Source organism: Kitasatospora sp. NBC_00458, from assembly GCF_036013975.1.
In the GTDB taxonomy this organism is placed as follows: domain Bacteria; phylum Actinomycetota; class Actinomycetes; order Streptomycetales; family Streptomycetaceae; genus Kitasatospora.
Genome location: NZ_CP107904.1, coordinates 6,407,785 through 6,432,500 on the forward strand (window position 1 = coordinate 6,407,785; position 24,716 = coordinate 6,432,500).

Below are 24,716 nucleotides of genomic sequence, written 5' to 3' on the forward strand. Positions count from 1 at the left end.
ACCGACAGCCGCCCGCCCGGACACGGCGGCCGGGTGGAGGGTTCCGATCGCAGGGCGGATCCGCCCGGTGGGGCAAAGGGCCTGATGACCCGGCAGGTCGGGCCACGTATCGTTGCCCGCAGTCGACGGGCATGGCGAGGACCAGGGGGTGCGGCGCGGGATGACGCGGGCGAGCGGCGGCGGGCGGGACGGCCGGCAGGTGGACGGTGCGGGGACGGTGGACCGGTTCGACCGCCCGTACGGGTGCCACGGCGACGACCTGGAGGAATGCCTGACCGCGCAGGAGGAGTCCGCCCGCCGCGCCCTCGCCTCGGCCTCCTTCCCGGTGTACGGCGTCGCGCCCGTGCTCGGGCTGGGCGGTGCCGCGCTGGTCGCGTTCGAGGCGGGCGGTGCCGATCACGCGGGGTCCGACGCGGGGCTCGGTGCGGAGTACGGCACGGGCTTCGGCCCGGGCCTCGGCGGCCTCGCGACCGTCGCCGGGCCCGGCTGGGTGGAGGTCGGCTCCGGCGACTGGAGCTCCGCCGACGGACCGTACGTCGTCGTGCGCACCCACCGGCCCGGCACCGAGCGACTCGGCCCGCTGCCGGAGCTCGACGACGTCGTCGAGGACGAGCGGGACCGCGTCTACGAGCAGCTCGGCGTGGACGAGGGCGACGCGCCCGGCAGGGTCCGGGCGCTGCGCGAGTGGATCACCGTGGACGGCGAGCCGCGCGCGGTCGAGGTGCACGAGGACCGGCGCGGACTCTGGGCCGGTGCGGCGCTGCCCGGCTGCTGTCCGGTCAGCGGCGCCGGACCGGTCTGGGCCGGCCGGCTCAGGGTGGACGGACTGACCGTCACCGTCTGCGGCCGCGGGGTGTCGCCCGGCGGCGTCGAGCTGACCCGGATCGGGGACCACGAGCGGTACCTGCGCGGCCGGACCGCGATGCTGCGCGACCTGGCCGCCCGGCGCGGCCGGCACGTGCCGCTGGAGGAGCGCGAACTCACCCTGGTCACCGGGCTGGAGGCGCACCGGGCGGTGATCGCGCACGGCATCAGCGAGGCCGCCGCGGTCGAGGCGCGGGTCCGCGCCGGCCGGGTGCCGCGGCCGGCCCGCGGGGCGCGCGCGGAGGCGGGCGCGCTGCGCTGGGAGGCGGCGGTGCGGCAGCAGATGCGGCTCGCCTCGGAGACCCGGGAGGAGGCGCTGGAGGCGGTCGCGGCGATGGTCGAACAGCTCAACCGGCTCTCCCAGCTGACCCACTGGGTGGTCGGGACGCCGGAGGGCGACGCGGCGGTCGAGGAGGCCATCCGCTACACCGTGTTCGCCAGCGAGGTGGCGAGCCTGCCGGCGCAGCGGGCCTGGGAGCAGGTCAGGCGCGGCCGGGCGGGACGGGGTTCGGCGGGGCGCGGGGAGGGTGAGGAGCACCGTCTCTGCGAGCAGCTGTGGGTGGCGGCCTGGGAGCAGTGGCGGGCGGCCCGGACAGCCCGCTGAGCCCCCGTTCGCCCGCCCGACCTGCGGATCACGGGCAAAGGGCGGATCATGAGTTCGAATACGGTCGGCAAATGACCACCCTGACGAGGTATGGGCTTCACCGTGCGTTCACCGGACGGGCGGAGTCTGCTGGGCGTCGACGACCTGCCTCGACACCTCGCATGCCACGTACCGGGCGCAGTCCCGGTCGGCGGCCCACCCCTCAGGAGTGACTGCCATGTCGCTGTCCCGCCGGGACTTCGTCAACCGTTCCACCGTCGTCGGGGCCGGTGTCCTGATCGCCGGCAGCGCCGAGGCGCTGGCCAGCGCGCCGGGTGCGATCGCCGCTCCGGCCGGCGGCGAGGCGCCGGCCGCCGCGGCTGCCGAGGCCGAGCGGCTGGCCGTCGGCTACGGCCCGCTGGTCCAGGACCCCGAGGGCCTGCTCGCGCTGCCCAAGGGCTTCAAGTACAAGGTCGTGAACCGCACCGGCGTCACCAAGCTGCGCACCGGCGAGTTCACCCCGAGCAACCACGACGGCACCGCGGCGTTCGAGGACGAGCACGGCGGCAACCTGCTGGTCGTCAACCACGAGCTGTCCGGCGCCCGTGCCAACTGGCCGAACCCGGTCCCGCTGACCGAGGGCCACGTCTACGACCCGGGCGCGGCCGGCGGCTGCACCATCGTGCACGCCAAGGCCAACGGCAAGGTCGAGCAGTGGGTCGGCATCGCCGGCACCGCCACCAACTGCGCCGGTGGCGTCAGCCCGTGGGGCACCTGGCTGTCCGGCGAGGAGACCGAGGACAAGGCCGGCAAGAACGGCTTCACCAAGGACCACGGCTACATCTTCGAGGTCGACCCGTTCGACGACGACTACAACCGCGACCCGCAGCCGGTGAAGGCCTTCGGCCGGTTCGCCCACGAGGCCGTCGTCGTCGACCCGAAGCGCGCCCACGTCTACCTGACCGAGGACGCCTCGAACCCCAACGGCCTGCTGTTCCGCTGGACCCCGCCGGCCGGCTTCAAGCACGGCCGCTACCAGCTGCGCAAGCTGGCCGCCGACGCCGGTGTGCTGGAGGCCTTCAAGGTCTTCGACGCCCAGGGCAAGTTCATCGACGACCTCTCCCGCGCCACCGCGGTCGGCACCACCTACGGCGTGGACTGGGTCAAGGTCCAGGACCGCGACGCCCGCACCGTCTCGATCCGCAAGCAGTTCAAGGACGGTGAGGTCACCCGCGCCCGCAAGCTGGAGGGCATGTGGTGGGGTGACGGCGGCTTCTACTTCGTCTCCAGCTTCGCCCGCTCCGAGAGCCCGGTGCAGCACGACGGCCAGGTCTGGTTCTACAACCCGGTCCGCCGCACCATCACCCTGAAGGTGCTGCTGGGCGTCAACACCGACGTCTTCGGCGACCACGACAACTTCGACGGCCCGGACAACATCACCGTCTCGCCGTACGGCGGCATCGTGATCGCCGAGGACGGCGAGGGCGTGTCCCACCTGTTCGGCGCCACCGAGGACGGCCTGACCTACCCGATCGCCCGCAACGACCTGAACATCGGCACCGCCGAGAAGCCCGAGTTCAGCGAGTTCACCGGCGTGACCTTCTCGGACGACGGCAAGACCCTCTTCGCCAACATCCAGGTCCCGGGCATCCAGCTGGCCATCACCGGCCCGTGGCACCGGCTGAACGAGCACAAGCGCGGCCAGGGCTACGGCGCCTGAACCGACCGCAGGTGAGTGACGGGGGCCCGCTTCGGCGGGCCCCTTTCGCGTGGCGCGGTGGCGGCGGGGCGTGGCGCGGCGTGGCGCTGGGCCGGGCGGCGTGGCGCGGTGGCGGGGCGGCCGGGGGACGGCGGGAGGGCCGGAGGGCGGCGGTGGCGCGGGGGCTACGGCTCGGCCGGGAGCCGCAGCTGGAGCATGGCCAGCAGCCGCTGCTGCGGCTGCGACAGGTCGATGCCGGTCAGCTGCTCGGCCCGGCGGACCCGGTACCGCAGCGTGTTGGGGTGGATGTGCAGGGCGTCCGCCGCGACCCTGACCTCGCCCAGCGCGTCCAGCCAGGCCAGCACCGACTCGGCGAGCCGCGTACCGTGCCGGAGGTCGTACGCGGTGAGCGCGGTCAGCCGCGGGTCGCGCAGCCCGCCCCGCTCCTGGAGCAGTGCCAGCACCTCGCTGACCAGCACCTCCGCCTGCACGTCGATCAGCGCGGCCACCTCCAGGTCCACCCCGCCGCGCCCCATCGCGTCCAGGATCCGGTCCGCCTGCGCCCGCGAGTCGGGCACCCGGGGGAGGCCGTCCACGGTCGACCCGATCGCCGCCCGCAGCGGGACGCCCAGGTGGTCCCGGGCCGCCTCGACCACCTCCTGCGCCCAGCCGCGCACCGTCGCCATCGGCAGGTTCGCCGGCAGCTCGGGCAGCAGCACGTACACCCGGGACTCGATCGGCGCGAGCAGCGCCGTGGGGTGCCGGGCCGCCGTGTGCACCGAGATCAGGCCGGTCACCTCCGCCCGGGTCAGCTCCTCGGTGGAGCCCGCGCTGTACGCCAGCACGGTGGCCGGTCGGCGCAGGTCCAGCCCCAGGTGGGTGGCGAGCGACTGCGCGCCGGTCGAGCCCTCCAGCAGACCGGTGAGCAGCGTGCGGGTCAGCCGGACGTCCGCCGACAGCTCCCGCCGGCGGCGCACCAGCTGCGCCGCCGCCACCCGGGCCGCGCCGACCAGCGCCTGCTCGGCCAGCGGGGCGAGCGCCTGGGCGCCCTCCTGCACCCAGATGGTGCCGAGGGGCTGCGCACCGGCGCGGATGCCGATCGCCAGCCGGCGGCGCAGCCCCAGCTCCGGGTGCGGGTCGACCGCGATCGCCGTGTCCGAGGTGCGCAGGTGCTGGAAGACGCCCCACTCGCGGAGCTTGGACAGGTACGGCTCGGGGCCCTGCCAGCCGAGGATGGAGAGCCTGCGCAGGTCGTCCACCTCGTCCGAGTCGGAGGACCGCGAGTAGGCGAGCACCCGGCTGGAGGTGTCCTCGATGGAGACGATGCCGTTGGTGAGGACGGCGACCGTCTGGGCGAGCGAGAAGAGGTCGCCGGCGTTGTGCTCGGCGGTGCCGGGGGAGTCCGGGGTGTCCGGTCCGGCGATGATCGCGCGGGCCAGCGAATCGAGGTGCTCCCAGCGGGTCTCCCGGCGGACCGAGAGCAGGGCCACGCCCGCCTCGGTGGCCGCCTCGCGCAGGGCGTCGGCCTGCCCGGGGGCGTCGAGCTTGACGGCCACGGCGGCGGCCCCGGCCCGGCCCGCGGCGCGCAGTGCGGGGAGGGCGGCCCGGCCGCGGGCGCCGATGGCGAGCACCAGTTCGCCGGCGGCGGCGGTCGGCGGGTCCTCCGGATCGAGGATCGCGACGTCGCGGACGGCGACGTCCAGCCCGTGCGGGGCGGCCTGGAGCTCGACCAGCGGCTCGCCGAGCGACATCAGCAGCTGGCGGAGCGGGAGGCCCGGGGAGCTCATCGGTCCTCCTCCTTCGGGCACCTCGGTGGTGCGGTGGTCGGCGGTGGTGCCGGGTGCGGTGCAGTACGCGGCGGTGGGTGGTGCGGGGCGGGTGCCGGTGCCCGGTGGTGCGGTGAGCGGCGAGCCGCGCCGGGGGCCGCCGATCGGTGCGATCGGCCGGTTCTTCATCCGGTCGGACAACGCCGTGCGAATGATTTTAGCCGCCAGGCCAATCAAGCGGGCCCCGGTGCGGGAATAGCGTTCGTCCTGTGGCCGTCGTGCGACCCGCGTCGGCATCCCCGCAAGACATGAAGGAGAGCGTGCGCTCATGGACGCTGTGACCCAGGTCCCCGCGCCGGTGAACGAGCCGGTCCACAGCTACGCCCCGGGCAGCCCGGAACGGGCCCGTCTGGAGGCCAAGCTGAAGGAGCTGGGCGGCCAGGAGCCGGTCCAGCTGACCATGACGATCAACGGTGAGCGCCGCATGGGCGCCGGCGCCGAGATCCACGTCGTCCAGCCGCACAACCACGCGGCGAGGCTCGGCACCCTGCGCAACGCCACCCAGGCGGACGCGCAGGACGCCATCGATGCTGCCCTGGCCGCCGCCCCGGCCTGGCAGGCGCTCTCCTTCGACTCGCGCGCCGCGATCTTCCTGCGCGCCGCCGACCTGCTGGCCGGCCCCTGGCGCGAGACCCTGGCCGCCGCCACCATGCTCGGCCAGTCGAAGACCGCGCAGCAGGCCGAGATCGACACCCCCTGCGAGCTGGTCGACTTCCTGCGCTTCAACGTGCACTTCGCCCGCCAGATCATGGCCGAGCAGCCGATCTCCTCGGACGGCGTGTGGAACCGCAGCGACCACCGCGCGCTGGAGGGCTTCGTCTACGCGATCACCCCGTTCAACTTCACCGCCATCGCCGGCAACCTGCCGACCGCTCCGGCGCTGATGGGCAACGTGGTGCTCTGGAAGCCGTCGCCGACCCAGCAGTTCTCCGCGCACCTGCTGATGCAGCTGCTGGAGGCGGCCGGCCTGCCCAAGGGCGTCATCAACATGGTGACCGGCGACGGCTTGGCCGTCTCCGAGGTCGCGCTGAAGCACCCGGCGCTCGCCGGCATCCACTTCACCGGCTCCACCGCCACCTTCCAGCACCTGTGGCGCGAGGTCGGCAACAACATCTCCGGCTACCGCACCTACCCGCGGATCGTCGGCGAGACCGGCGGCAAGGACTTCCTGGTCGCCCACCCGTCCGCCGACAAGGCCGTCCTGAAGACCGCGATGACCCGCGGCGCCTTCGAGTTCCAGGGCCAGAAGTGTTCGGCGCTCTCCCGCGCCTACGTCCCGGCGTCCATCTGGGCCGAGCTGAAGGACGAGTTCCGCGACGAGGTCGACGGCCTGACCATGGGCGACGTCACCGACCTGTCGAACTTCATGTCCGCCGTCATCGACGACCGCGCCTTCGCCAAGAACAAGGCCGCGATCGACCGCGCCCAGGCCGACCCGCAGGTCGAGGTCCTGGCCGGCGGCACGTACGACGACAGCGTGGGCTACTTCGTCCGGCCGACCGTGCTGGTCTGCCAGGACCCGGCCTCGGAGTACTTCCGCGACGAGTACTTCGGCCCGGTCCTCGCCGTGTACGTCTACGAGGACGACCGGTACGACGAGATGCTGACCCAGATGGAGTCGGTGTCGGACTACGCCCTGACCGGCGCGATCATCTCCCAGGACCGCGAGGCCGTCCAGCACGCGATGCTCAAGCTGCGCAACGCGGCCGGCAACTTCTACATCAACGACAAGCCGACCGGCGCGGTCGTCGGCCAGCAGCCGTTCGGCGGCGCCCGTGCCTCGGGCACCAACGACAAGGCCGGCGCCAAGCAGAACCTGTCGCGCTGGACCTCGACCCGCTCGGTCAAGGAGACCTTCGTCCCGCCGACGGACTACCGCTACCCGCACATGGGCTGAACGCCCCCCTCGGACCCCTCGGTCCCGTGACGCCCGGTCCCGCAACCGGGCGTCCCCCGGGCGGCGGACCCCGCCCACCCGTCGCCCGCCGCCACCCTTCTCGGGTCGCGCTGCGCGCGGCACCCCTCTTCGTCCGCCGCCCGCTTTTCTGCCACCCTTAGAAGCACCAGTTCCAGGAGTCACGATGCTCCGTTCCGCCCTCCTCGCGGCCTCCCGCTCCCCCCAGGTCCGCACGGTCGTCGAGAAGTTCCCGCCGACCCACGCGATAGTCGAGCGCTTCGTCGCCGGCGAGGCCCTCGACGACGCCGTCACCGCCTGCGACGACCTGGTCGCCACCGGCCGCAAGGTCACCCTGGACCACCTCGGCGAGGACACCCAGGACGCGGCCCAGGCCGCCGGCACCGCCGAGGCCTACGAGCACCTGCTCGCGGCGCTCAAGGAGACCGGCCTCGCCGCCGGCGCCGAGGTGTCGGTCAAGCTCTCGGCCGTCGGCCAGTTCCTCCCGGTGGACGGCGAGAAGATCGCCCTGGAGAACGCCCGCCGCATCTGCGAGGCCGCCGCCGACGCCGGCACCACGGTGACCCTCGACATGGAGGACCACACCACCACCGACTCCACCCTCTCCATCGCGCGCGAGCTGCGGGCCGACTTCCCGTGGCTGGGCGTCGTCCTCCAGGCCTACCTGCGCCGCACCGAGGCCGACTGCCGCGAGTTCTCCGGCGCCGGTTCCCGGGTGCGCCTGTGCAAGGGCGCCTACAAGGAGCCCGAGTCGGTCGCCTTCCAGGGCAAGCACGAGGTCGACCTCGCGTACGTCCGCGCGCTCAAGGTCCTGATGGCGGGCGAGGGCTACCCGATGATCGCCTCGCACGACCCCAACATGATCAAGATCGCCGGCCAGCTGGCCCAGTGGAACGGCCGCAAGCGGGACTCCTTCGAGTACCAGATGCTGTACGGCATCCGCCCCGAGGAGCAGCTGCGCCTCGCCGGCGAGGGCAACACCATGCGCGTGTACCTCCCGTACGGCGAGGAGTGGTACGGCTACTTCATGCGCCGCCTCGCGGAGCGCCCGGCCAACCTGACGTTCTTCCTGCGCGCCATGGCGACCCGCGGCTGACGTCCGCCGCCGTCCGCCACCGAGGACACGGCCCGCACCCCCGATTGCGCGGAGGGGTGCGGGCCGTTCTCGTTCCCCGGGGCGCTCTCGCGCTGCGGCGTGCTCTCGCGCTGCGGACCTGCGGGCGGGGACCGGAGGGAGGGGCGGGCTCAGAGGAAGGGCTTGGTGTCCAGCTCGAAGCCGAAGGGCTCGGGGAGCGCGAGCGGCTCGCCGAAGGCGGCCAGGTGGACCTCGGTGTACTCGTCGCGGTGGGGTGCGCCGAAGAGGCTGGCCTGCGACCGCTCGCGGTCGATCAGGAGGTAGAGCGGGATTCCCGCACGGGCGTAGCAGTGGCGCTTGGCGATCCGGTCCTGGTCGGGCTTGGCGGACGTCACCTCGGCGACCATCGCCACGCCGTCCGGCTCCATCCAGGACGGGGCGCCGCGGAAGAGGCGGAGCTCCTCGGGGGCGAAGGTCGCGTCGGGGATGACGTGGTTCCTCGGGCAGAGACCGCCACTGACCAGACGGAGGCCCTTGCCGCCGGAGACGCTCATGTCGGTGGCGGACCTGCGGGCCACCTGCTTGATCAAGTGGCTGATGTGGTCCTCGTGATCGCCGTCCGGCGGTGGTGCCACGAAGATCTCTCCCTCGATGAGCTCGGCCCGGAAGCCTTCGGGGGAGTGCAGGCTCAGGAAGCCCTCCAGCAGGATGTCCTCCTGCGACGGGGAACCTGTGATCGGTCGCTCATGCGCCACAGCACTCATGATGCCCCTCCCTCAGATGCGCGTCACGGTAGTCGTGGGTTCGGGGAGTTATGCCGTGCGCGATGGTTTTTCACCCGATGGTGTGATGGGGGCTGCGGCGTAGGATCCTGCTGCTGGTGAACTGGGCCCTGAGCAGGAGGAGTTGGCATGGTGGTGAAGCGGTTCGCGGAGCTGTCGACGCCGTTGGTGGCGGACGCGTGCGTGCGGCTCGGGGTGGAGTTGCGGGCGGCTCCGGCGGGGGTGGCCGGGGTGGTCCCGGGGAGCCGGGTCGCCGGACGGGTGCTGCCGGTGCGGCACTACGGGAGCGTCGACGTCTTCCTGGAGGCGTACGGCTCCGCGCGGCCGGGCGACGTGCTCGTGATCGACAACGGCGGGCGGGTCGACGAGGCGTGCGTCGGCGACCTCGCGGTGCTGGAGGCGCGGGCCGCCGGGGTGGCCGGGCTGGTGGTGTGGGGGCTGCACCGGGACACCACGGAGCTGCTGGAGATCGGGCTGCCGGTGTTCAGCTACGGCAGCCTGCCGCTCGGCCCGGTGCGGCTGGACGACCGGGAGCCGGAGGCACTGGCGACGGCCCGGTTCGGCCCGCACCTGGTGGACGCCGGGGACGTGGTGTTCGCGGACGCGGACGGCGTCCTGTTCGTCCCCGCCGCCCGCCTGGACGAGGTGCTGGAGAGCGCCGCCGGGATCGCCCGCACCGAGCGCGTCCAGGCGGAGCGGATCCGCTCGGGCGACACGCTGCGCCGGCAGACCTCGTTCGACCGGTACCTGGAGCGGCGGGCCGCGGATCCGGCGTACAGCTTCCGGCAGCACCTGCGCCAGGTGGGCGGGGCGATCGAGGAGTAGCCGCCGCGCGGGCGTAAAACCCTTGGGGAGTAGGGGAGTTGGAAGGGCCCGGCCGCCCCCGTTCACGGGAGCGGCCGGGCCCTCGGGCGGCGCCGGAGGCGGCGGGTGCCGTCAGACCATCGAGGTCAGACCATCGAGGTCAGACCATCGAGGTCAGACCATCGAGGTCAGAGCATCGAGGCGGCGGGCTTGACCATCGCGCGGGCGGTCTTGGCGTCGACGTACTCGCCGATCGCGGTCATCACCCACTCGCCCGAGAACTGACGGACCAGCTTGCACATCACCACGCCGGTGCGCGGCTCGGACTGGGTGAGGTCGAAGCGGACCAGCTCCTGGTTGGACGAGGCGTCGACCAGGCGGCAGTAGGCGTTCTTGACGTCGGTGAACTTCTGGCCGGAGAAGGAGTTCACCACGAACACCAGGCCGCAGACCTCCGGCGGCAGGCCGTTGAGGTGGACGGTGATCGACTCGTCGTCGCCGCCGCCCTCGCCGGTCAGGTTGTCGCCGGAGTGGGCGATGGAGCCGTTGAAGATGCCCAGCTTCATGAACCAGGCGGTGTCCAGCTTCTCGCGCTTCGCGTCGAAGGCGATGCAGGAGGCGTCGAGGTCGATGTTGCGGCCGCGGCCGGCGGGCTCCCAGCCGAGGCCCATCCGGATCGAGGAGAGGAAGGGCTTGCCGTTCTTCTCCAGCGAGACCGAGCCGCCCTTGGTGAGGCTCACCCGGCCCTTGTCCAGGGTGACCTTGGTGAAGGACGGCGCGGCCGGGGGCACGGGCGGGGCGGCCTGCGGCATCGGCGGGGCGGAGGCCATCGCGACCCGGGGGTCGACGGCCGCGGGCGGGGCCGGCGGTGCGGCGGCGGCCGGTGCCGGGGCGGGCGGCGCGGCGGCCGGTGCCGGGGTGGCGGCCGGGGTGGGCTGGTCGTCGACGCTGACGCCGAAGTCGGTGGCGATGCCCGCCAGGCCGTCGGCGTACCCCTGGCCGACCGCGCGGACCTTCCAGGCGCCGTTGCGCTGGTAGACCTCGACCACGACCAGCGCGGTCTCCCGGCTGAGCGGCGGCGGGGTGAAGGTGACCAGCACCTCGCCGCTGGCGCTGTCCCGGACGGTCGCGGTCGGCTCGATGCCCGCGAAGGTGGCGCCGGCCTCGTCGGGGCTGGCGGTCACCACGATCTTGGTGATGCCGGCCGGGACGGCCGCGGTGTCGATGGCGATGGCGTCAGGAGTGCCCGCGGAGGCCGGACGGTGGGTCACGCCGGGCCCGTTCGGGGCGTTGTAGAAGACGAAGTCGGCGTCCGAGCGGACCTTTCCGGCATCGGTCAGCAGCAGGCCCGAGACGTCCAGCGCCTTGGGTGCGGTGACCTCGACGGTCACCCGCGCGGCGGTCAGCGGGGCGTTGCCGCCTTGGGTCAGGACCGTGGACACGAACTCCTCCTGGGATGCGGTGGTGCGGGGCCGGCCCCGGCGCGGGGCGGCTGTGCCGACTGGCGACCACAGTAACGAACGGGGCGGCCGAGATGAGCCCGAACGGGCGCTGACCTGTCGGGTTGCCGGGTGCTCGGCCGGGGTTCGGGCGTGCGGCGGGCGGCCCGGGCACCGGACGGGCGGCGGGGCGGCGTTCGGTCGGTGCCGTGGGGCCGGTCGGGCGGGTGCGGGGCGGCGGGCCGTCCGGCCGGGTCAGCGGGGCCCGGTGGTGGCGTGGGCCCTGCTGTGCGGCGGTGCGGCCGGGGCGGCGGCCTCGGCGGGGGCGTCCGCCGGGGGTGCGAAGGCGCCGAGGGCGGCGACCGCGCGGGGCCGGTGGATGCCGAAGGCGGCGGCGCTCCAGGTCTCGGCCGCGGCGGCCGGGCGCGGGGCGGCGGTCGGCGCTCCGGGACCGGTGGGACCGGTGGGCGGGGCCGTCGGGGCCGTCGAGGCGATCGGGGTGGAGGCGGCGGTGGCGGGGCGGCTGCCGAGGACGCCGAAGACGTACCGTCCGGGGCGGACGTCGGTCCCGGGCGGCGTGGTGAAGCGGTAGACCAGCGCGCCGCGCTCCTGGTGGGCGGTGGCCACCGCGCCTGTCAGGTCGGTCCAGGCGGTGCCGGAGCCGGGCGCCAGCGCGCCGGGGGCGAGCCGGAACTCGGTCTGCAGCGCGGTGAGCGGCTCGGTGACGGTCAGGGCGAGCAGGTGGCGGGTGCCGTCGCGGCCGAGGGACTGGACCAGGGCGGCGCCGCTGATCGTCCGGTCGGTGTCGGTGTCGGTGTCGGTGCCCGCGCCCGGGGCGGTGTCGGTTGCGGCGCCGTCGTCGGTCGCGGCGCCGTCCTCCCGGTCGGACGGCTCGCCGGTCGCCGGTCTGCCGCCGGCCCCCTCCGCGCCGGTGTCCTTGGCGGATCCGACGGCCTCACCGGTCAGGCCTCCCGGGCCCGGCGGCGCGATGGGCGGGCGGGGTGCGGAGCCGCCCGGCGACGGGACCATCGGCCGGGGGACGGAGGGGGAGGCGGCGGAGGGTGACGGCTCGGAGGGTGACGGGCCGTCGGGCCGGTGACCGGTGAGCGGCTGCCCGTCGGGCAGCTGGTCCGCGAGCTGCTGCTCCGCGAGCTGCCCGGCGGCCGGGCCGTCGGCGCCGTCCTGCTGTCCGTCGGCGGGCTGCGGGCCGGGTCTCGTGCTCGCGGTCAGGGCCTCCGGGCCTCCGCCGAGCGTCCGGTCGGAGGATTCGCCGGTCGTGCCGTGCGCGGTGGCCGGGCCCTCGGCGAGCGGTCGGCCCGACCCGGCGTCACCGGGGTGCGGTGCGGCCGGGGCGGACCCGGCGGGAGCGGGGGACTGCGCGCCCGCAGACGACCCGGCCGCGCGGCTCGGGTCGGCGGGACCGGACGGGCCGGACTGCGGCAGCGCGGCCGGGGGGTGGCCCGCGGGGGCGGTGGCACCGCCGGACGCCAGGCCGGACGAGGACCCGGCGGCGTCGGAGGAGGTGTCGGGCGCGGCCGGACTGGGCGGCCCGCTGGACCCGACCCTGGCGACCCCGGCCCGCCGGCCCACGCCCTGCTGCTCGTTGAGCAGGAAGGTGGTGGCGATGCTGATGCCGACCACGGTGGACATCGCCATCGCGGCACCGGAGAACCGCAGTGTGGGCAGCCGGAGGCGGCCGCCGAACGGCTTCGGCCGACCGTGTCGGCCACGGCGCCCGCCGCGCCGGTCGTGCGGGTACGCCGCGTCCTGCTCGGCGCCCTCGGACAGAGCCACCGGACCCCCTCCCTCCCCTGAAGTCGCCGTTGCGGTCGTCGCATTCTCCCACGTACCGACGGCGCAGCCGGTGCCGCCGGACCAGGTGGACGGCCGCTGGGCAGGCCTGATCCGGCCGGGTCTGGTCCGGGCTGCGCGTGCGGGGTCCGCCGGGACTCGCGCGCGGGCGCGCGCCGACAGGGGGACGAGCGTACCAGCGGGCGCCCCGGGGGTGGCCAGCCCTCGGACGGAACCGATCCGATCCGTGGACAGCCCATTGCTTAGCGGAAGTTGACGGTCAGTCTGACAGGATCGGTAAGGATCTGCCCGGTCGGGCAGGGATTATTGCAACCTCCTTGCAACCCTTGCCGCCCGGTGACCAGTGGCGCAGTCTGAGGGCATCCCACGCCGTCCCGGAGAGATCGTCATGCCGCCCGACCCGCTGTCAGCACCCTCCAGTGCCCCTCTCGCCGCTACCCCCACGGGCGGCGAAGAGGCAGGCTCCACCGCCGCTCCGGCGGCGGTGGAGGAGGTGCTGACCCTGCGGATCTCGTTGGGCGAGGAGGTGGTCGGGGAGGTCCGTACGCGGTTCCGGTTCGACGCCGACCGCCCGTACGAGGTGCTGCTGACGTTCCACCTGGGCCGGCCGGACGAGGCCGACTGGGTGTTCTCGCGTGAACTGCTGCGCGACGGCCTGCGCTCGTTGAGCGGTCAGGGCGACGTCAAGCTGTGGCCGGCGTACTGTCCGTGCCACGGCTCGACGTTGCACCTGGCGCTGGAATCGCCGCACGGGAGCGCCCTGCTGGAGGTGTCCAAGCCCAAGGTCCGGGCCTGGCTGGACCGGACCTACGCGCTCGTGTCGGAGGAGGCGGAGCGCGCCTACGGGCCGACCGACGCCCAGCTGTCCGAGTTGCTGACGGGCGGCTGAGGCCGCGCGGGCCGCGGGCCCGGGGGCTGGGCCTGGGGTTGCGGCCGGGGCCCTTCGGGGCGGAGGGCTGCGGGCGGATCGTTCGTGGGCCGACCGCTCGTGGGCTGATCGCCTGTCGACAGGTCGTGCGCCGGCAGGCCGTGTGTCAGCGGACCGTGCGTCGGTAGGCCGTGTGCCGGCAGGTCATGCGTGGGTAGGCCGTGCGTCGGCAGGGCATGCGTCGGCAGGCCGTGCGGGACGGGCCGGTCGTGCGGGGGCGGGACGGCGGCGGACTGTGTGTCGGCGGGTGGCGTGCTGCCGGGCCGCGCGCCGGTGGGGTGGACGGCTTCGCGCGGTGCGCCCGGGAGCCGCGGGTCCGGGTGCGGTGCACTGGCGGGCGGTGCGCTGGCGGGCGGTGCACTGGCGGGTGGTGTGCTGCCGGGCTGTGGGCCGGGGAGCTGTGCGTCGGAGGGCTGTGCGCTTGTGAGCTGCCTGCGGACGGGCTGGGCGCCCGGTGGCCGCGACGGCCGGGGCCGGGGCGCGGCCGCGTCGCCGGGCGCGCGGGGGTCCGGTAACGGCGGGGTGCCGGGGAGGCGGACCGTACCGGCCGCCAGGCCCGCGCGGAGCCGCCGCACGGCCGGCGCCGACGAGGTCGGCAGCAGGTCGTACGGGTCCTCCGGGCCGGCCACGCTGACCAGCACCGACTCGGCGAACCGGTACGGCCGGTGGGCCAGCAGCCCGCCCAGGTAGCGGCGGAGCCGGGACAGCTCGGCGCGGACCGTCACCGTCCGGGCCGGGTCGCCGAACAGCGCGTCGGCCAGCTGCGCCGCGCTGTGGCCGTTCCGCTCGGTGGCCAGCAGGAGGAGCAGTTCGGCGTGGCGCGGGCTGAGGGCGTGGGACCAGCTGCCGGCCGCGCCGTGCACCGAGAGCTCGGCGCGGTCGGGCCGGCGCAGGTCCAGCCGGAGCCGGGCGCCCTCGGCCTGCTCGGCGAGCAGCTCCTGGTCCGGGGCTCCCGCCGGACCGCCGGCCGTCGTCGGGGCGTCGTCCTGGGGCCGGACCGGGCGGACCAGCCAGCCGTCGGCCAGGGGTTCGATGACGCACTCGCCCAGGCTCGGCAGCCAGTGCACGGTCGCCGAGCCCCAGCCGCCGGCCGGCAGCCGCAGCCGGGGCGGCGGGGGGAAGCCCGCCGCGGCGGCGGTCCAGCCGGCCGCGTCCACGACCAGTGCCGGACCGTTCACCCGGGCGAGCAGCGGCGCGGCCAGGGTGCGGAGGTGGTGCAGCGACTCCAGGCGGCGGGCGCGGAGCTCGGTCTCGGCGAGCTTGGCGGCGGTGGCGGTCAGTTGCAGCAGGTACGGGCGGATGGTGTGGGCCGGGCCGCTGAGGTTGATCGCGCCGATCAGCCGCCCGGTGCCCGGGTCGTGGACGGGCGCCGCGACGCAGGTCCACGAGTGGTGGCTGCGCAGGTAGTGCTCGGCGGAGTGGACGTGCATCGGGCGCTGCGCGCGCAGCGCGGCGGCGATGCCGTTGGTGCCGACGCTCTCCTCGACCCAGCGGGCGCCGGTGAGGAAGCCGATCCGGTCGGCGCTGCGGCGCAGACCGCGTTCGCCCTCCTGCCAGAGGATGTGGCCGTCGGCGTCGGCGATGGCCAGGATCAGCGGGGCCTGGCCGACCGGTTCGAGCAGGGTGTCGCGGAGGACGGGGAGTACCGGGTCGAGGCCGGAGGTGCGGCGGCGGTGTTCGATCTCGGCCGGGCCGAGGTGGACGGCGGCGGCGCCGGCGTCCGGGTCGAGGCCGAGGCGGCGCAGGCGTGCCCAGGAGTCGCCGATCTCGGGGCGGGGCTGGAGGAGGGTCTGTTCGTCGTCGGGGGCGGTGGCGTCCCGGGCGGCGCTGCGGGCGGCGGCCTCGGCGAGGGCGCGCTCGTGGACCTTGGCCAGTTCCGCCGCGGTCTGCGGAGTTCGACGTTCGGGTCGTCGGGTCTGCCGTCCGGTCTGCCGCACTCCGTTTGCTCCTCGCCGCCGTTCGAGGGCGCGCCGGGGTCGACGCGCTGACGAAAGAGTACGGGCGCTACCGGTTCCTGGGGATGGGGTCTGCCAAGTCGGAATACCACAGGGTATGAGAGTGGACATGCCAATCGGTTATGGCCATCCGGCGTCGGGTCCCGTGGGGCCGTAGGGGCGGGTGGTGCTCGATGGGTGGTATGCGGTGGGTGGTTCGGAGCAGGAAGTCGGACGGGTCGACTTCCTGCTTTGGCGTGCCGGGGCGGCGGCCGGCCCCGGGAGGCTGCTGGGCTGGTTCGAGGTCGGCGTGAGGCCTGTGGGGAGGCGGGGTGGGGGCAGGGGCGGGGGTAGAGGTGGGGGAATTTTTATGTAGACCGGTTGGCATATTTTGCCGACTTTGCGGTGGGGGGCGGGTGCTTATGTAGACCGGTCGGTAGATTTTTTATCAGTGGACCGGTCTGCATATTTTCCCCGGGCAGGCGGCCGACAGGGGTGGGGATGGGGCGGGGAGGCGCCTCCGGGTGGGGAGGTGCGGGGGTGGGCTGCAACGGCGGCGGGCCGTCCGGTGGGGGCGGTCGTGCGAGGTGCGCGTCGGGCGCACGGGGGCGTGCCGGGGGCGCGTGTCCGCATGCTGGGCACGGGGTGTCCAGGGCCTCGTGGTGACGGTCGTGGGCGGTCCCGCCCGCGGGCGGTGCGCGCGGCGGGCGGCCCTCCTCGGGGAGGGACGGGGCTCCGGAGCACCCGCGCCCCGGTATCGAACGTTATCCGCTGTTCATCGCCGGTCTGGTAGTAGTTGTCTCCATGCTCCCGTTTGTTCTCGAAGTGTTCCGCTCCGGGCGGGCCCGCGGTCGCCGGGGTGACCGCCGGTGACCCTCATCGTTGCGGCGGCGGCCCCGGTGGCGGCGGCTCCGGCGTCGGTCGCCCCGGGACCGGTCGCCCCCGCGGTGACCGGTGCCGCGCAGCTGCCCCCGGTCCACCCGCTGGCCGCCTACGACGGCAGCGGCGTCGACGGCGGCCTCTACACCCGGGTGGTCGGCTGGGCCGACGCCGCGCCGCACTGGCTGGACCGGCTGGTCGCGCTCTGGTCCGCCGTCGGCCTGGCGCTCTTCGCGCTGCTCATGCTCGCCGCCTGGTGGCGCGCGCGGGGCGCGGCCCCGGCGGTGATAGCGCAGGTGCTCGCCTCACCGCTGGTCGTGGTCGTCGCGTACGCCGTGAACTCGGCGCTGAAGGGTGTGGTGGAGGAGGTCAGGCCGTGCGCCCAGCTCGGGGTGCGCGACACCCTGGAGGCTTGCCCCGGACCGGGCGACTGGTCGTTCCCGAGCAACCACACGGTGGCCGCGTTCGCGGCCGCCGCCGCGCTCTGGTTCGCCGACCGGCGGATCGGGGTGGTCGCCGGGTTCGCCGCCGTGCTGATGGGCGCCTCCCGGGTCTGGGTCGGCGTCCACTACCCGCACGACGTCCTGGCGGGCGCCGTGGTCGGCGTGCTGGTGGCGGTTCCGCTCGCGCTGGCGGCCGGCCGGGCGGGTCCGCTGGTCGGCCGGGCGCGCAGCGGTCCGCTGCGCCCGTTCCTCGGCGCCGGTCTCGTGCCGGCGGGGGGCGGCCGCCCGCCCACGGTGGTGCGGCGGGGCTGAGCGGGCCGGGTGCCGCCCGGCCCTTGTGTGGCCGGGGTGGCGGGGAGAGCATGTGAGCCGGGCGTGGGGCCCCTGTGGACGGGGCGCCCGCCCGGCTCAGTCGTGCCAGGGCGCCCGAGGGCGCCGGGCGTGTCATGGAGGGAAGTGCTGCCCATGCCGTACCGACTCGACATCACCCAGGGGGACTGGCCGGCCGAGGAGCTCGGCAAGGGGGTCGAAGGGCTGCTGGCCGAGGCGATGGTGCTCACGCTCGCGACCGCCGGTCACGAGCACGGTCCGCACGCCAACCTCGCCTTCTTCGCCTACGACGACGACCTCGTCCTCTACTTCGTCAGCGAGCGCGCCACCCGGCACAGCCACCACCTGGCGGAGGAGGCCCGGGCGGCGGCGACCGTCTTCCTGCCGCCGCCGGTCTTCGGCGAGCAGCTGCGCGGCCTCCAGCTGACGGGCAGTGCGGGCGAGGCGTGGGGGCGGCAGGCGGAGGCGGCGCTGGTCGCCTACCAGGGGCGGTATCCGTCGTTCGCGCAGGACGCGGAGGTCCGGCGGCAGTTCCTGACGGGGGGCGGTGCGGCGGCGCTGTACCGGTTCCAGGTGGAGGAGCTGACGGCGGTGGACGAGCCGAAGTTCGGCAGGCGGCACTACCTGCGGGCGACGGTGCGGCGGTAGCGGTGCGGCGGTAGCGGTCCGCCCGGTGCGGGTTCCCCTCCGGTCCGGGGTCCTGCGGGGGTGCGGCCCTCCCGGGGAGGGCCCTCCCCGGGGGCGGGTGGCGGGGGCCGAGCGGCCGGAGCGGGCTCCCGTCGGTCGGGCTTCCGCACCCCGCCCCAGGTTGGCTGTACAACTTTTCGGTCGGTTCATCTGTGGTCCGCCGCTCGGACGCCCCTCGGTCACCTGGCGGCACCACCCTGGCCGCATGAGAGTCATCGTCGTAGGAGCAGGCGTGCTCGGCACCATGCACGCCTGGCACGCCGTGGAACGCGGTCACGAGGTCGTCCACCTGGAGCGCGAGGCCGAGGCGCGCGGCGCCTCGGTGCGCAACTTCGGCCTGGTCTGGGTCAGCGGCCGGGCACAGGGGGAGGAGCTGGACACCGCACTGCGTGCCCGCGAGCTCTGGGAGCGGATCGGCGCCCGGGTGCCCGACCTCGGCTTCCGGGCCAACGGCTCGCTCACCGCGATCCGCACCGAAGCCGAACTGGCCGTCGCCGAGCAGGCGTTGACCCTTCCGGACGCGGCCGCGCGCGGCTACCGGCTGCTCGACCCGGAGCAGACCCGGGCCGCCAACCCGGCGGTGCGCGGCAAGCTGCTCGGCGCCCTGTGGTGCGAGCGGGACGCCGCCGTCGAGCCGCGCACCGCCCAGCCCGCCCTGCGCGCCGCCCTGCTGGCCACCGGCCGGTACACCTTCCTGCCCGGGCGCGAGGTCCGCGACGTCATCGGCGAGAACGCCGTCCGCGACGACCACGGCGACGTCCACACCGGCGACCTCGTCGTCCTCTGCACCGGCGCCTGGCTGGGCGGTCTGGTCCGCGAGCTCGCCCCCGAACTGCCCGTCCGCAAGGTGCGGTTGCAGATGATGCAGACCGACCCGCTGGGTGAGCCGCTCACCACCTCGGTCGCCGACGGCGACTCCTTCCGCTACTACCCCGCCTTCGCCGGCAGCGCGCTGGAGCGGCTCAAGGCCGCCCAGCCGCAGCCGCCGGTCGCCGCCGAGCACAAGATGCAGCTGCTGATGGTCCAGCGCCGGGACGGCGGCCTCACCATCGGCGACACCCACGAGTACGACCAGCCGTTCGGCTTCGACGTCGTCGAGGACCCGTACGACCACCTGGTCGGCGTGGCCGAGGAGTTGCTCGGCCGCCCGCTGCCCCGGGTCCGCCGCCGCTGGGCCGGGGTGTACGCGCAGTGCGTCGACACCACCCGGGTCGTCCACCGCGAGCGCGTCCGCGACGGCGTCTGGCTGGTCACCGGCCCGGGCGGCCGGGGCATGACCTGCTCGCCCGCCATCGCCGAGACCACCGCCGAACTCGCCAACCTGTAAGAGGAACTCACAATGTCGAACGACATCCGCCTGGTCGTCCTGGACATGGCCGGCACCACCGTGGCCGACGACGGACTGGTCGAGCAGGCCTTCCAGGCCGCGGCCGGCACGCTCGGCGTCGAGGCCGGCAGCCCCGAGCACGTCCGCATGCTGGAGCACGTCCGCGCCACCATGGGCGAGTCCAAGATCTCCGTCTTCCGCCACCTGTTCGGCGAGGAGGAGAAGGCCCAGCGGGCCAACACCGCCTTCGAGGCGGCGTACCACGACCTGGTCGACGCGGGCCACTGCGCGGCGCTGCCCGGCGCGGCCGAGGCCATCGCCGAACTCCGCGGCCAGGGCCGGACGGTGGTCCTCACCACCGGCTTCTCCCGGTCCACCCAGGACCGCATCCTCGACGCGCTCGGCTGGCAGTCCGTCGCCGACCTCACGCTCTGCCCCGCCGAGGCGGGCCGCGGCCGCCCGTACCCGGACCTCGCCCTCACCGCGCTGCTGCGCACCGGGACCGAGTCCGTCCGGCAGATCGCGGTGGCCGGCGACACCGGGTACGACATGCTGACCGGCACGCGCGCCGGGGCGTCCGTGGTGGCCGGGGTGCTCACCGGCGCCCACGGCGAGGAGCGCCTGCGGGCGGACGGGGCCACCCACGTGCTGGCGTCGATCGCCGAACTGCCCGCGCTGCTGGGCCCGGTGGGCTGAGCGGTCGCCGGGCGGGCGCGGCGGAGGGCGCGTCCGCCCGCCCGGTCCGGCCGCGGGGCCACGCCCGCGGTCGGCCGCGCGGGCTGCGGGGCCGGCCGCGGACCGACGGGCGACCCGCCGGGGACGGGGCGAGGTCCGGGGGCCCGGACGGACGACCGGGTGACCGGATCGAAGCGGCGGCGGGGAGGGGGCCACGGGGTGGACGCGGTCCGGAGCCGCGGCCCCGAGTCGCGGACGGGAGACCGGCGTTGCGCGCGGCGCCCGATGCGGAGCGGCTCGTAGGATCCGTGGCATGAGCCTTCGCCTCTACCAGATCGCCGTCGACGCACGGGACCCCGCAGCCCTGGCCCGTTTCTGGGCCGAGGTGCTCGACTGGCGCATCCTGCTGGAAGACCCGGACGAGGTGGTGGTCGGGGCGGACGAGTCGGCGTGGCCGGGGATGGTGTTCCTGGCCGTCCCGGAGGAGAAGGCGGGCAAGAACCGCCTGCACCTGGACCTCGCCCCGGAGGACCGGCCGGCCGAGGTGGCACGGCTGTTGGCGCTGGGGGCGGTGCTCGTGGACGTCGGCCAGCCGGCGGACGCTCCGTGGACCGTGCTCGCCGACCCCGAGGGCAACGAGTTCTGCATCCTCGGCCCGAAGCACTCGCTGACCGTCTGAGGAGGGCCGGGGCCGTCCCGTCCCCCCCGCCGTGGCCGGACGCGAGGGGACGCGAGGGACGGTCCGGTCCGGCCGCTACCCGGCGGCGAGCAGGGCGGGGAGTTCCCGCATGTCGTGGAAGACCACGGTGCCGGGCCCCGCCATGCGGTCGGCGGGGGTCAGGCCGCCGGCGTAGCCGAAGGCGCGCATGCCCGCGGCCCGCGCCGCCTGCACGCCGGGCGCGCTGTCCTCGACGACGGCGCACGCGGCCGGCGGCACGCCCATCCGCTCCGCCGCGTACAGGAAGAGGTCGGGGGCGGGCTTGCCGCGGGCGACCTCGGTGGCGCTGAAGATCCGCCCGGCGAAGCGGTGGTGGAGGCCGGTGCGGCCGAGCGTGTGGGCCATCTTCTCGTGCGAGCCGCTGGACGCCACACAGGTCGGCAGGGTGATCGCGTCCAGCGCCTCGGGCAGGCCGTCCACGGCGGTGAGGCCGGCGTCCACCTCCTCGGCGTGCCGCCGGACGAACCCGTCCCACCAGAGCCCGGCCGTCTCCTCACCGAGCCGGGCGGCGACCTGTTCGTGGATCGACGCCTGCGAGCGGCCGATGAACCGCTCGATCACGTCCGCCTCGGTGAGCGGCCAGCCGAGCTCGGCGCCGAGGGCGACCTGGACGCCGGCGGCGATCCGCTCGCTGTCGACGAGGACGCCGTCGCAGTCGAAGATGACGAGCCGTAGCGGCTCCGGTGAAGTGATCATCTTCGCAGCCTACGGAGTGCCGGACCCGGGGGGTGAGCGACCCCGGGCGGTGGGGGGAGGGCGTACGGGTCGGGCGGGCAGGGGCGGGCGCTCCGGCGGCGCCACCCGCCGGAGCGCGGGGGTGCGGGCGGTGCGGGTGGTGCGGGGGCACCGGAAGCGGCGGGGGAGGCGTGCGGCCCGCCGGTCGACACCGTGCCGACACAATGGGCCGAAGGTATTGCCAGCGATTCCCGGGAACTCCTAAAGTCGCTCGCATGGCAGCAGGAGATTTCCTGGCTGCTCGCCGGCATGTCGATTTCGGACGGCTGGCGAGCGCCCTCTGTACGGCCGACCCGGCGTGAGTCGGGCGGCGGTTCCCCGAAGGGTCGACGGGAACCGGCCGGACCGCGGCGCAATTCCTCGGGGTGGCTCGCACTCGCACCGTTCGTGCAGGTAGGCGGCCTCCCCGGTTCCTTTCAGGCGGACCGCCGTCGATTCGCCGTGCCCGTGGACGCCGTCCGGGGTGCGTGTCGCGGACCGGGGTTCCGCTTCCCGGCATTGGTCCGGTCGGCGCCGTGCCGGGGTTTCCCGTGAGCGGTGCGGCCGGGATCACCGAAAAAGCACGGAGGGAATTCGAATGAGCGATTCCACGGGATATCCGACGGGGAATTCGGCGGGCGGGTCCGCCGGACCTGGTGACTCGGGCGCGGCCGGCGGCCCGGGCCGGTCCGCCGGGGACGGCCGGGCGCCTGCGGTCGGCCGGCGGGGGTTCCTCACCGGGGCCGCCGCCGTGGCGGCCGCCGCCGCGGCCCCCACCGCACTCCAGCTGGCCGCCGCCCGGCCCGCGGCCGCCGCGGGCGCCGCCGCCCGGCCGAACATCCTGCTGATCGTCACCGACGACCAGCCCAAGCACACCGAGTGGGCGATCCAGAAGACCGTCGACTGGATCGCCGGCCAGGGCGTGCGGTTCACCGACGGCCACGTGACCACGCCGCTCTGCGCGCCCTCGCGGTCGTCGGTGTTCTCCGGCCGCCACGCCCACAACCACGGCGTGCGCAACAACGGGGCGTCGCACAGCCTCGACCAGCACACCACCGTGCAGCGCTACCTCCGGCAGGCGGGCTACCGCACCGGCCTGTTCGGCAAGTACCTCAACTCCTGGACGCTGGCGGACAACCCGCCGCACTTCGAGGAGTGGGCGCTGCTCCAGCCCGCCTTCAACAACGCGAACTGGAACATCGACGGCACCGTCCAGACGCTCACCGGCTACACCACCAACATCATCAGGAGCCGCACGCTGGCGTTCCTGGACAAGGCCGCCACCGACACCCGCCCCTGGTTCGCCTACGTCACCCCCTACGCCTCGCACGAGCCCAACGTCCCGGCCGCCAAGTACGCCGACACGGTGGTCCCGCCGTGGAACGGGCGCCCCTCCGTGCCCGAGGCCGACCGCAGCGACAAGCCCGGCTACATCAAGAACGCCACCGCCACGCTCGCCGACGCCCAGGCCCTGCGGACCCGTCAGCTGCGCAGCCTGCTCTCCGTCGACGACGCCGTGCAGGCGATCCACGACAAGCTGGTGGCGCTCGGCCAGCTCGACAACACCCTGGTCATCTACATCGGCGACAACGGGTACACCTGGGCCGACCACGGCTGGCTCAAGAAGTCCGTGCCCTACTCCCCGGCCCACGAGGTGCCGTTCTACCTCTCCTGGCCGGCCGGCGGCCTCGGCGCGGGCACCGTCGACAGCCGGATCGTCGCCAACATCGACATCGCCCCGACCATCCTCGACGCCGCCGGCATCACGCCCGACACCCCGCAGGACGGCCGCTCGTTGCTCACCGCGTACAGCAGGGACCACCTGCTGGTGGAGTGGTGGAAGCAGGGCACGGCGGCGGGCGGTCCGCCCACCTGGTCCTCGTACGTCGCGAAGGACCGGCAGTACACCGAGTACTACGCGCTGCACACCGACGCGAACGGGACGGTGTCCGGCACGGGAGAGGTGAAGTTCCGCGAGTACTACGATCTTGCGGCCGATCCGTACCAGCTGACGAACCTGCTGTACCAGGCGACGCCGCAGGAGGAGCAGGCGCTCGGCGTCCCGGCGCTGGCGGCGCGGCTGGCCGCGGACCGGGTCGCCTGACCGCCCGACCACCCGTGGTCGGTGCCCCGGACCGGTACGCCCGGTGCGGGGCACCGGCCCGCCCGGGCCCGCCCCGGCTCGGGCGGCCCGACCGACCCGACCGACCCGACCGACCAGAACGACCCGGAGCGAGGAATACCGTGCCGACGACCAAGCCCTGCTGCACCCCCGGACGCGGTGCGGACGACCCGATCACCCTCGCCGCGCCCGTGATCCTCGCCGCGCCCACCGTGGTGCCGCCCGCCGCGCCCGCCGACCCGCGGGCCTCGCGGGTCGCGCGGCAGCTGACCGGCCTCCCCGGCGGGCGGTTCCTGATGGGGACGGACGACCGGACGGGGTACCCCGCCGACGGCGAGGGCCCGGTGCGCGAGATCGGCGTGAGCCCGTTCCGGATCGCGCCGACCACGGTGACCAACGCCGCGTTCGCGACCTTCGTGAAGGCCACCGGCCACCGGACGGAGGCCGAGGCCTTCGGGTTCTCCTACGTCTTCGAGGGCTTCCTGCCCGGGGAGCTCGCCGCCGCCTCGCCCGCGGTGGCCGCCGTGCCGTGGTGGCGGGCGGTCGCCGGGGCGACCTGGCGGGCGCCGGAGGGGCCGGGCTCCTCCGTCACGGTCCGGCAGAGCCACCCCGTCGTCCACGTGTCCTGGAACGACGCGCAGGCGTACTGCGCCTGGTCCGGCACCCGGCTGCCGACCGAGGCCGAGTGGGAGTACGCGGCGCGCGGCGGCCTGGAGCAGCGGCGCTACCCGTGGGGGGACGAACTCACCCCGGGGGGACGGCACATGTGCAACATCTGGCAGGGCGTCTTCCCGACCCTGAACACGGCGGCGGACGGTCACCGGGGCACCGCCCCGGTGACCGCGTTCCGGCCGAACGGCTTCGGGCTGTACAACACCGTCGGGAACGTCTGGGAGTGGTGCGCGGACTGGTTCAGCCCCGACTTCCACCGGACCGCTGCGGGCCACGACCCGGCCGGGCCGCCGGACGGCTCGGCACGGGTCATGCGCGGCGGCTCCCACATGTGCCACGAGTCGTACTGCAACCGCTACCGGGTGGCGGCCCGCAGCTCGAACACGCCCGACAGCTCGGCCGGAAACATCGGCTTCCGGGTGGCGGCCGATGCGGTGGCCCGCTGAGCCCGGTTGAGCCGTCGGGAGCGAAGAGGGCCGTCGGGAGCG

The 24,716-nt window shown here is 74.8% G+C and carries 19 protein-coding genes; 13 read left to right on the top strand and 6 right to left on the bottom strand.

The annotated features are described in order from the left end of the window. The first annotated feature begins 160 nt into the window (after nt 1–160). The gene (locus tag OG550_RS26785; RefSeq protein ID WP_327681713.1) at nt 161–1,468 is read left to right on the top strand and encodes a hypothetical protein; all 1,308 of its coding nucleotides are present in this window, start codon (nt 161–163) and stop codon (nt 1,466–1,468) included. 217 nt (nt 1,469–1,685) lie between these two features. Next, entirely contained in the window at nt 1,686–3,167 is a 1,482-nt protein-coding gene (locus OG550_RS26790) for an alkaline phosphatase PhoX (RefSeq protein ID WP_327681714.1), read from the top strand. Between the two features lie 164 nt (nt 3,168–3,331). Here the strand turns inward: OG550_RS26790 and OG550_RS26795 are convergent, their stop codons facing one another. Next, nucleotides 3,332–5,113 carry a PucR family transcriptional regulator gene (locus OG550_RS26795; protein ID WP_327681716.1) on the bottom strand — a complete coding sequence of 594 codons (1,782 nt, stop codon included), beginning with the start codon at nt 5,111–5,113 and terminating at the stop codon, nt 3,332–3,334. Nucleotides 5,114–5,240: 127 nt separating this feature from the next. On the opposite strand from OG550_RS26795, the gene pruA reads away from it, so the two are divergent. After that, nucleotides 5,241–6,869 carry an L-glutamate gamma-semialdehyde dehydrogenase gene (pruA, locus tag OG550_RS26800; RefSeq protein WP_327681718.1) on the top strand — a complete coding sequence of 543 codons (1,629 nt, stop codon included), beginning with the start codon at nt 5,241–5,243 and terminating at the stop codon, nt 6,867–6,869. A gap of 184 nt (nt 6,870–7,053) precedes the next feature. Next, the gene (locus OG550_RS26805) at nt 7,054–7,983 is read left to right on the top strand and encodes a proline dehydrogenase family protein (protein ID WP_327681720.1); all 930 of its coding nucleotides are present in this window, start codon (nt 7,054–7,056) and stop codon (nt 7,981–7,983) included. 149 nt (nt 7,984–8,132) lie between these two features. On the opposite strand, the gene OG550_RS26810 is transcribed toward OG550_RS26805, so the two are convergent. Next, complete coding sequence (locus tag OG550_RS26810; protein WP_327681722.1) at nt 8,133–8,726, bottom strand: Uma2 family endonuclease; 594 nt, start codon at nt 8,724–8,726, stop codon at nt 8,133–8,135. A 147-nt stretch (nt 8,727–8,873) separates the two neighbouring features. Between OG550_RS26810 and OG550_RS26815 the strand changes: the two genes are divergently transcribed. Continuing rightward, nucleotides 8,874–9,569, top strand: coding sequence for an RraA family protein (locus OG550_RS26815; RefSeq protein WP_442906079.1), 696 nt, complete (start codon nt 8,874–8,876; stop codon nt 9,567–9,569). Nucleotides 9,570–9,736: 167 nt separating this feature from the next. Here the strand turns inward: OG550_RS26815 and OG550_RS26820 are convergent, their stop codons facing one another. Continuing rightward, a complete protein-coding gene (locus tag OG550_RS26820; RefSeq protein ID WP_327684168.1) occupies nt 9,737–10,978 on the bottom strand; it encodes a TerD family protein in 1,242 nt (413 codons plus the stop codon). A 264-nt stretch (nt 10,979–11,242) separates the two neighbouring features. After that, the gene (locus tag OG550_RS26825; protein WP_327681723.1) at nt 11,243–12,781 is read right to left on the bottom strand and encodes a hypothetical protein; all 1,539 of its coding nucleotides are present in this window, start codon (nt 12,779–12,781) and stop codon (nt 11,243–11,245) included. A gap of 406 nt (nt 12,782–13,187) precedes the next feature. On the opposite strand from OG550_RS26825, the gene OG550_RS26830 reads away from it, so the two are divergent. Next, on the top strand, nt 13,188–13,688 hold the full coding sequence (locus OG550_RS26830) for an SsgA family sporulation/cell division regulator (RefSeq protein ID WP_327681724.1): 501 nt from the start codon (nt 13,188–13,190) through the stop codon (nt 13,686–13,688). Here the strand turns inward: OG550_RS26830 and OG550_RS26835 are convergent. Continuing rightward, nucleotides 13,640–15,664, bottom strand: coding sequence for a GAF domain-containing protein (locus OG550_RS26835; protein ID WP_327681726.1), 2,025 nt, complete (start codon nt 15,662–15,664; stop codon nt 13,640–13,642). The two genes, OG550_RS26830 and OG550_RS26835, sit on opposite strands and share 49 nt — an antisense overlap. Nucleotides 15,665–16,626: 962 nt before the next feature. Here OG550_RS26835 and OG550_RS26840 point away from each other — a divergent pair. From OG550_RS26840 to OG550_RS26860, 5 genes are all read left to right on the top strand, one after another. Continuing rightward, a complete protein-coding gene (locus OG550_RS26840) occupies nt 16,627–17,295 on the top strand; it encodes a phosphatase PAP2 family protein (protein WP_327684170.1) in 669 nt (222 codons plus the stop codon). A gap of 153 nt (nt 17,296–17,448) precedes the next feature. Next, entirely contained in the window at nt 17,449–17,961 is a 513-nt protein-coding gene (locus OG550_RS26845; protein ID WP_327681728.1) for a pyridoxamine 5'-phosphate oxidase family protein, read from the top strand. 244 nt (nt 17,962–18,205) lie between these two features. Next, entirely contained in the window at nt 18,206–19,327 is a 1,122-nt protein-coding gene (locus OG550_RS26850; RefSeq protein WP_327681729.1) for a TIGR03364 family FAD-dependent oxidoreductase, read from the top strand. A 12-nt stretch (nt 19,328–19,339) separates the two neighbouring features. After that, nucleotides 19,340–20,023 (top strand): phosphonatase-like hydrolase, encoded by a 684-nt coding sequence (locus OG550_RS26855; RefSeq protein WP_327681730.1) that lies wholly within the window; start codon nt 19,340–19,342, stop codon nt 20,021–20,023. Nucleotides 20,024–20,315: 292 nt separating this feature from the next. Continuing rightward, nucleotides 20,316–20,681 (top strand): VOC family protein, encoded by a 366-nt coding sequence (locus tag OG550_RS26860; protein WP_327681732.1) that lies wholly within the window; start codon nt 20,316–20,318, stop codon nt 20,679–20,681. A gap of 75 nt (nt 20,682–20,756) precedes the next feature. On the opposite strand, the gene OG550_RS26865 is transcribed toward OG550_RS26860, so the two are convergent. After that, nucleotides 20,757–21,416, bottom strand: coding sequence for an HAD family hydrolase (locus tag OG550_RS26865; RefSeq protein WP_327681734.1), 660 nt, complete (start codon nt 21,414–21,416; stop codon nt 20,757–20,759). A gap of 769 nt (nt 21,417–22,185) precedes the next feature. Here OG550_RS26865 and OG550_RS26870 point away from each other — a divergent pair. Both OG550_RS26870 and OG550_RS26875 read left to right on the top strand, forming a co-directional pair. Continuing rightward, nucleotides 22,186–23,538, top strand: a complete 1,353-nt coding sequence (locus OG550_RS26870; RefSeq protein ID WP_327681736.1) for a sulfatase family protein — start codon at nt 22,186–22,188, stop codon at nt 23,536–23,538. A gap of 230 nt (nt 23,539–23,768) precedes the next feature. Beyond that, nucleotides 23,769–24,674 (top strand): formylglycine-generating enzyme family protein, encoded by a 906-nt coding sequence (locus tag OG550_RS26875; RefSeq protein WP_442906180.1) that lies wholly within the window; start codon nt 23,769–23,771, stop codon nt 24,672–24,674. Nucleotides 24,675–24,716 lie beyond the last annotated feature (42 nt).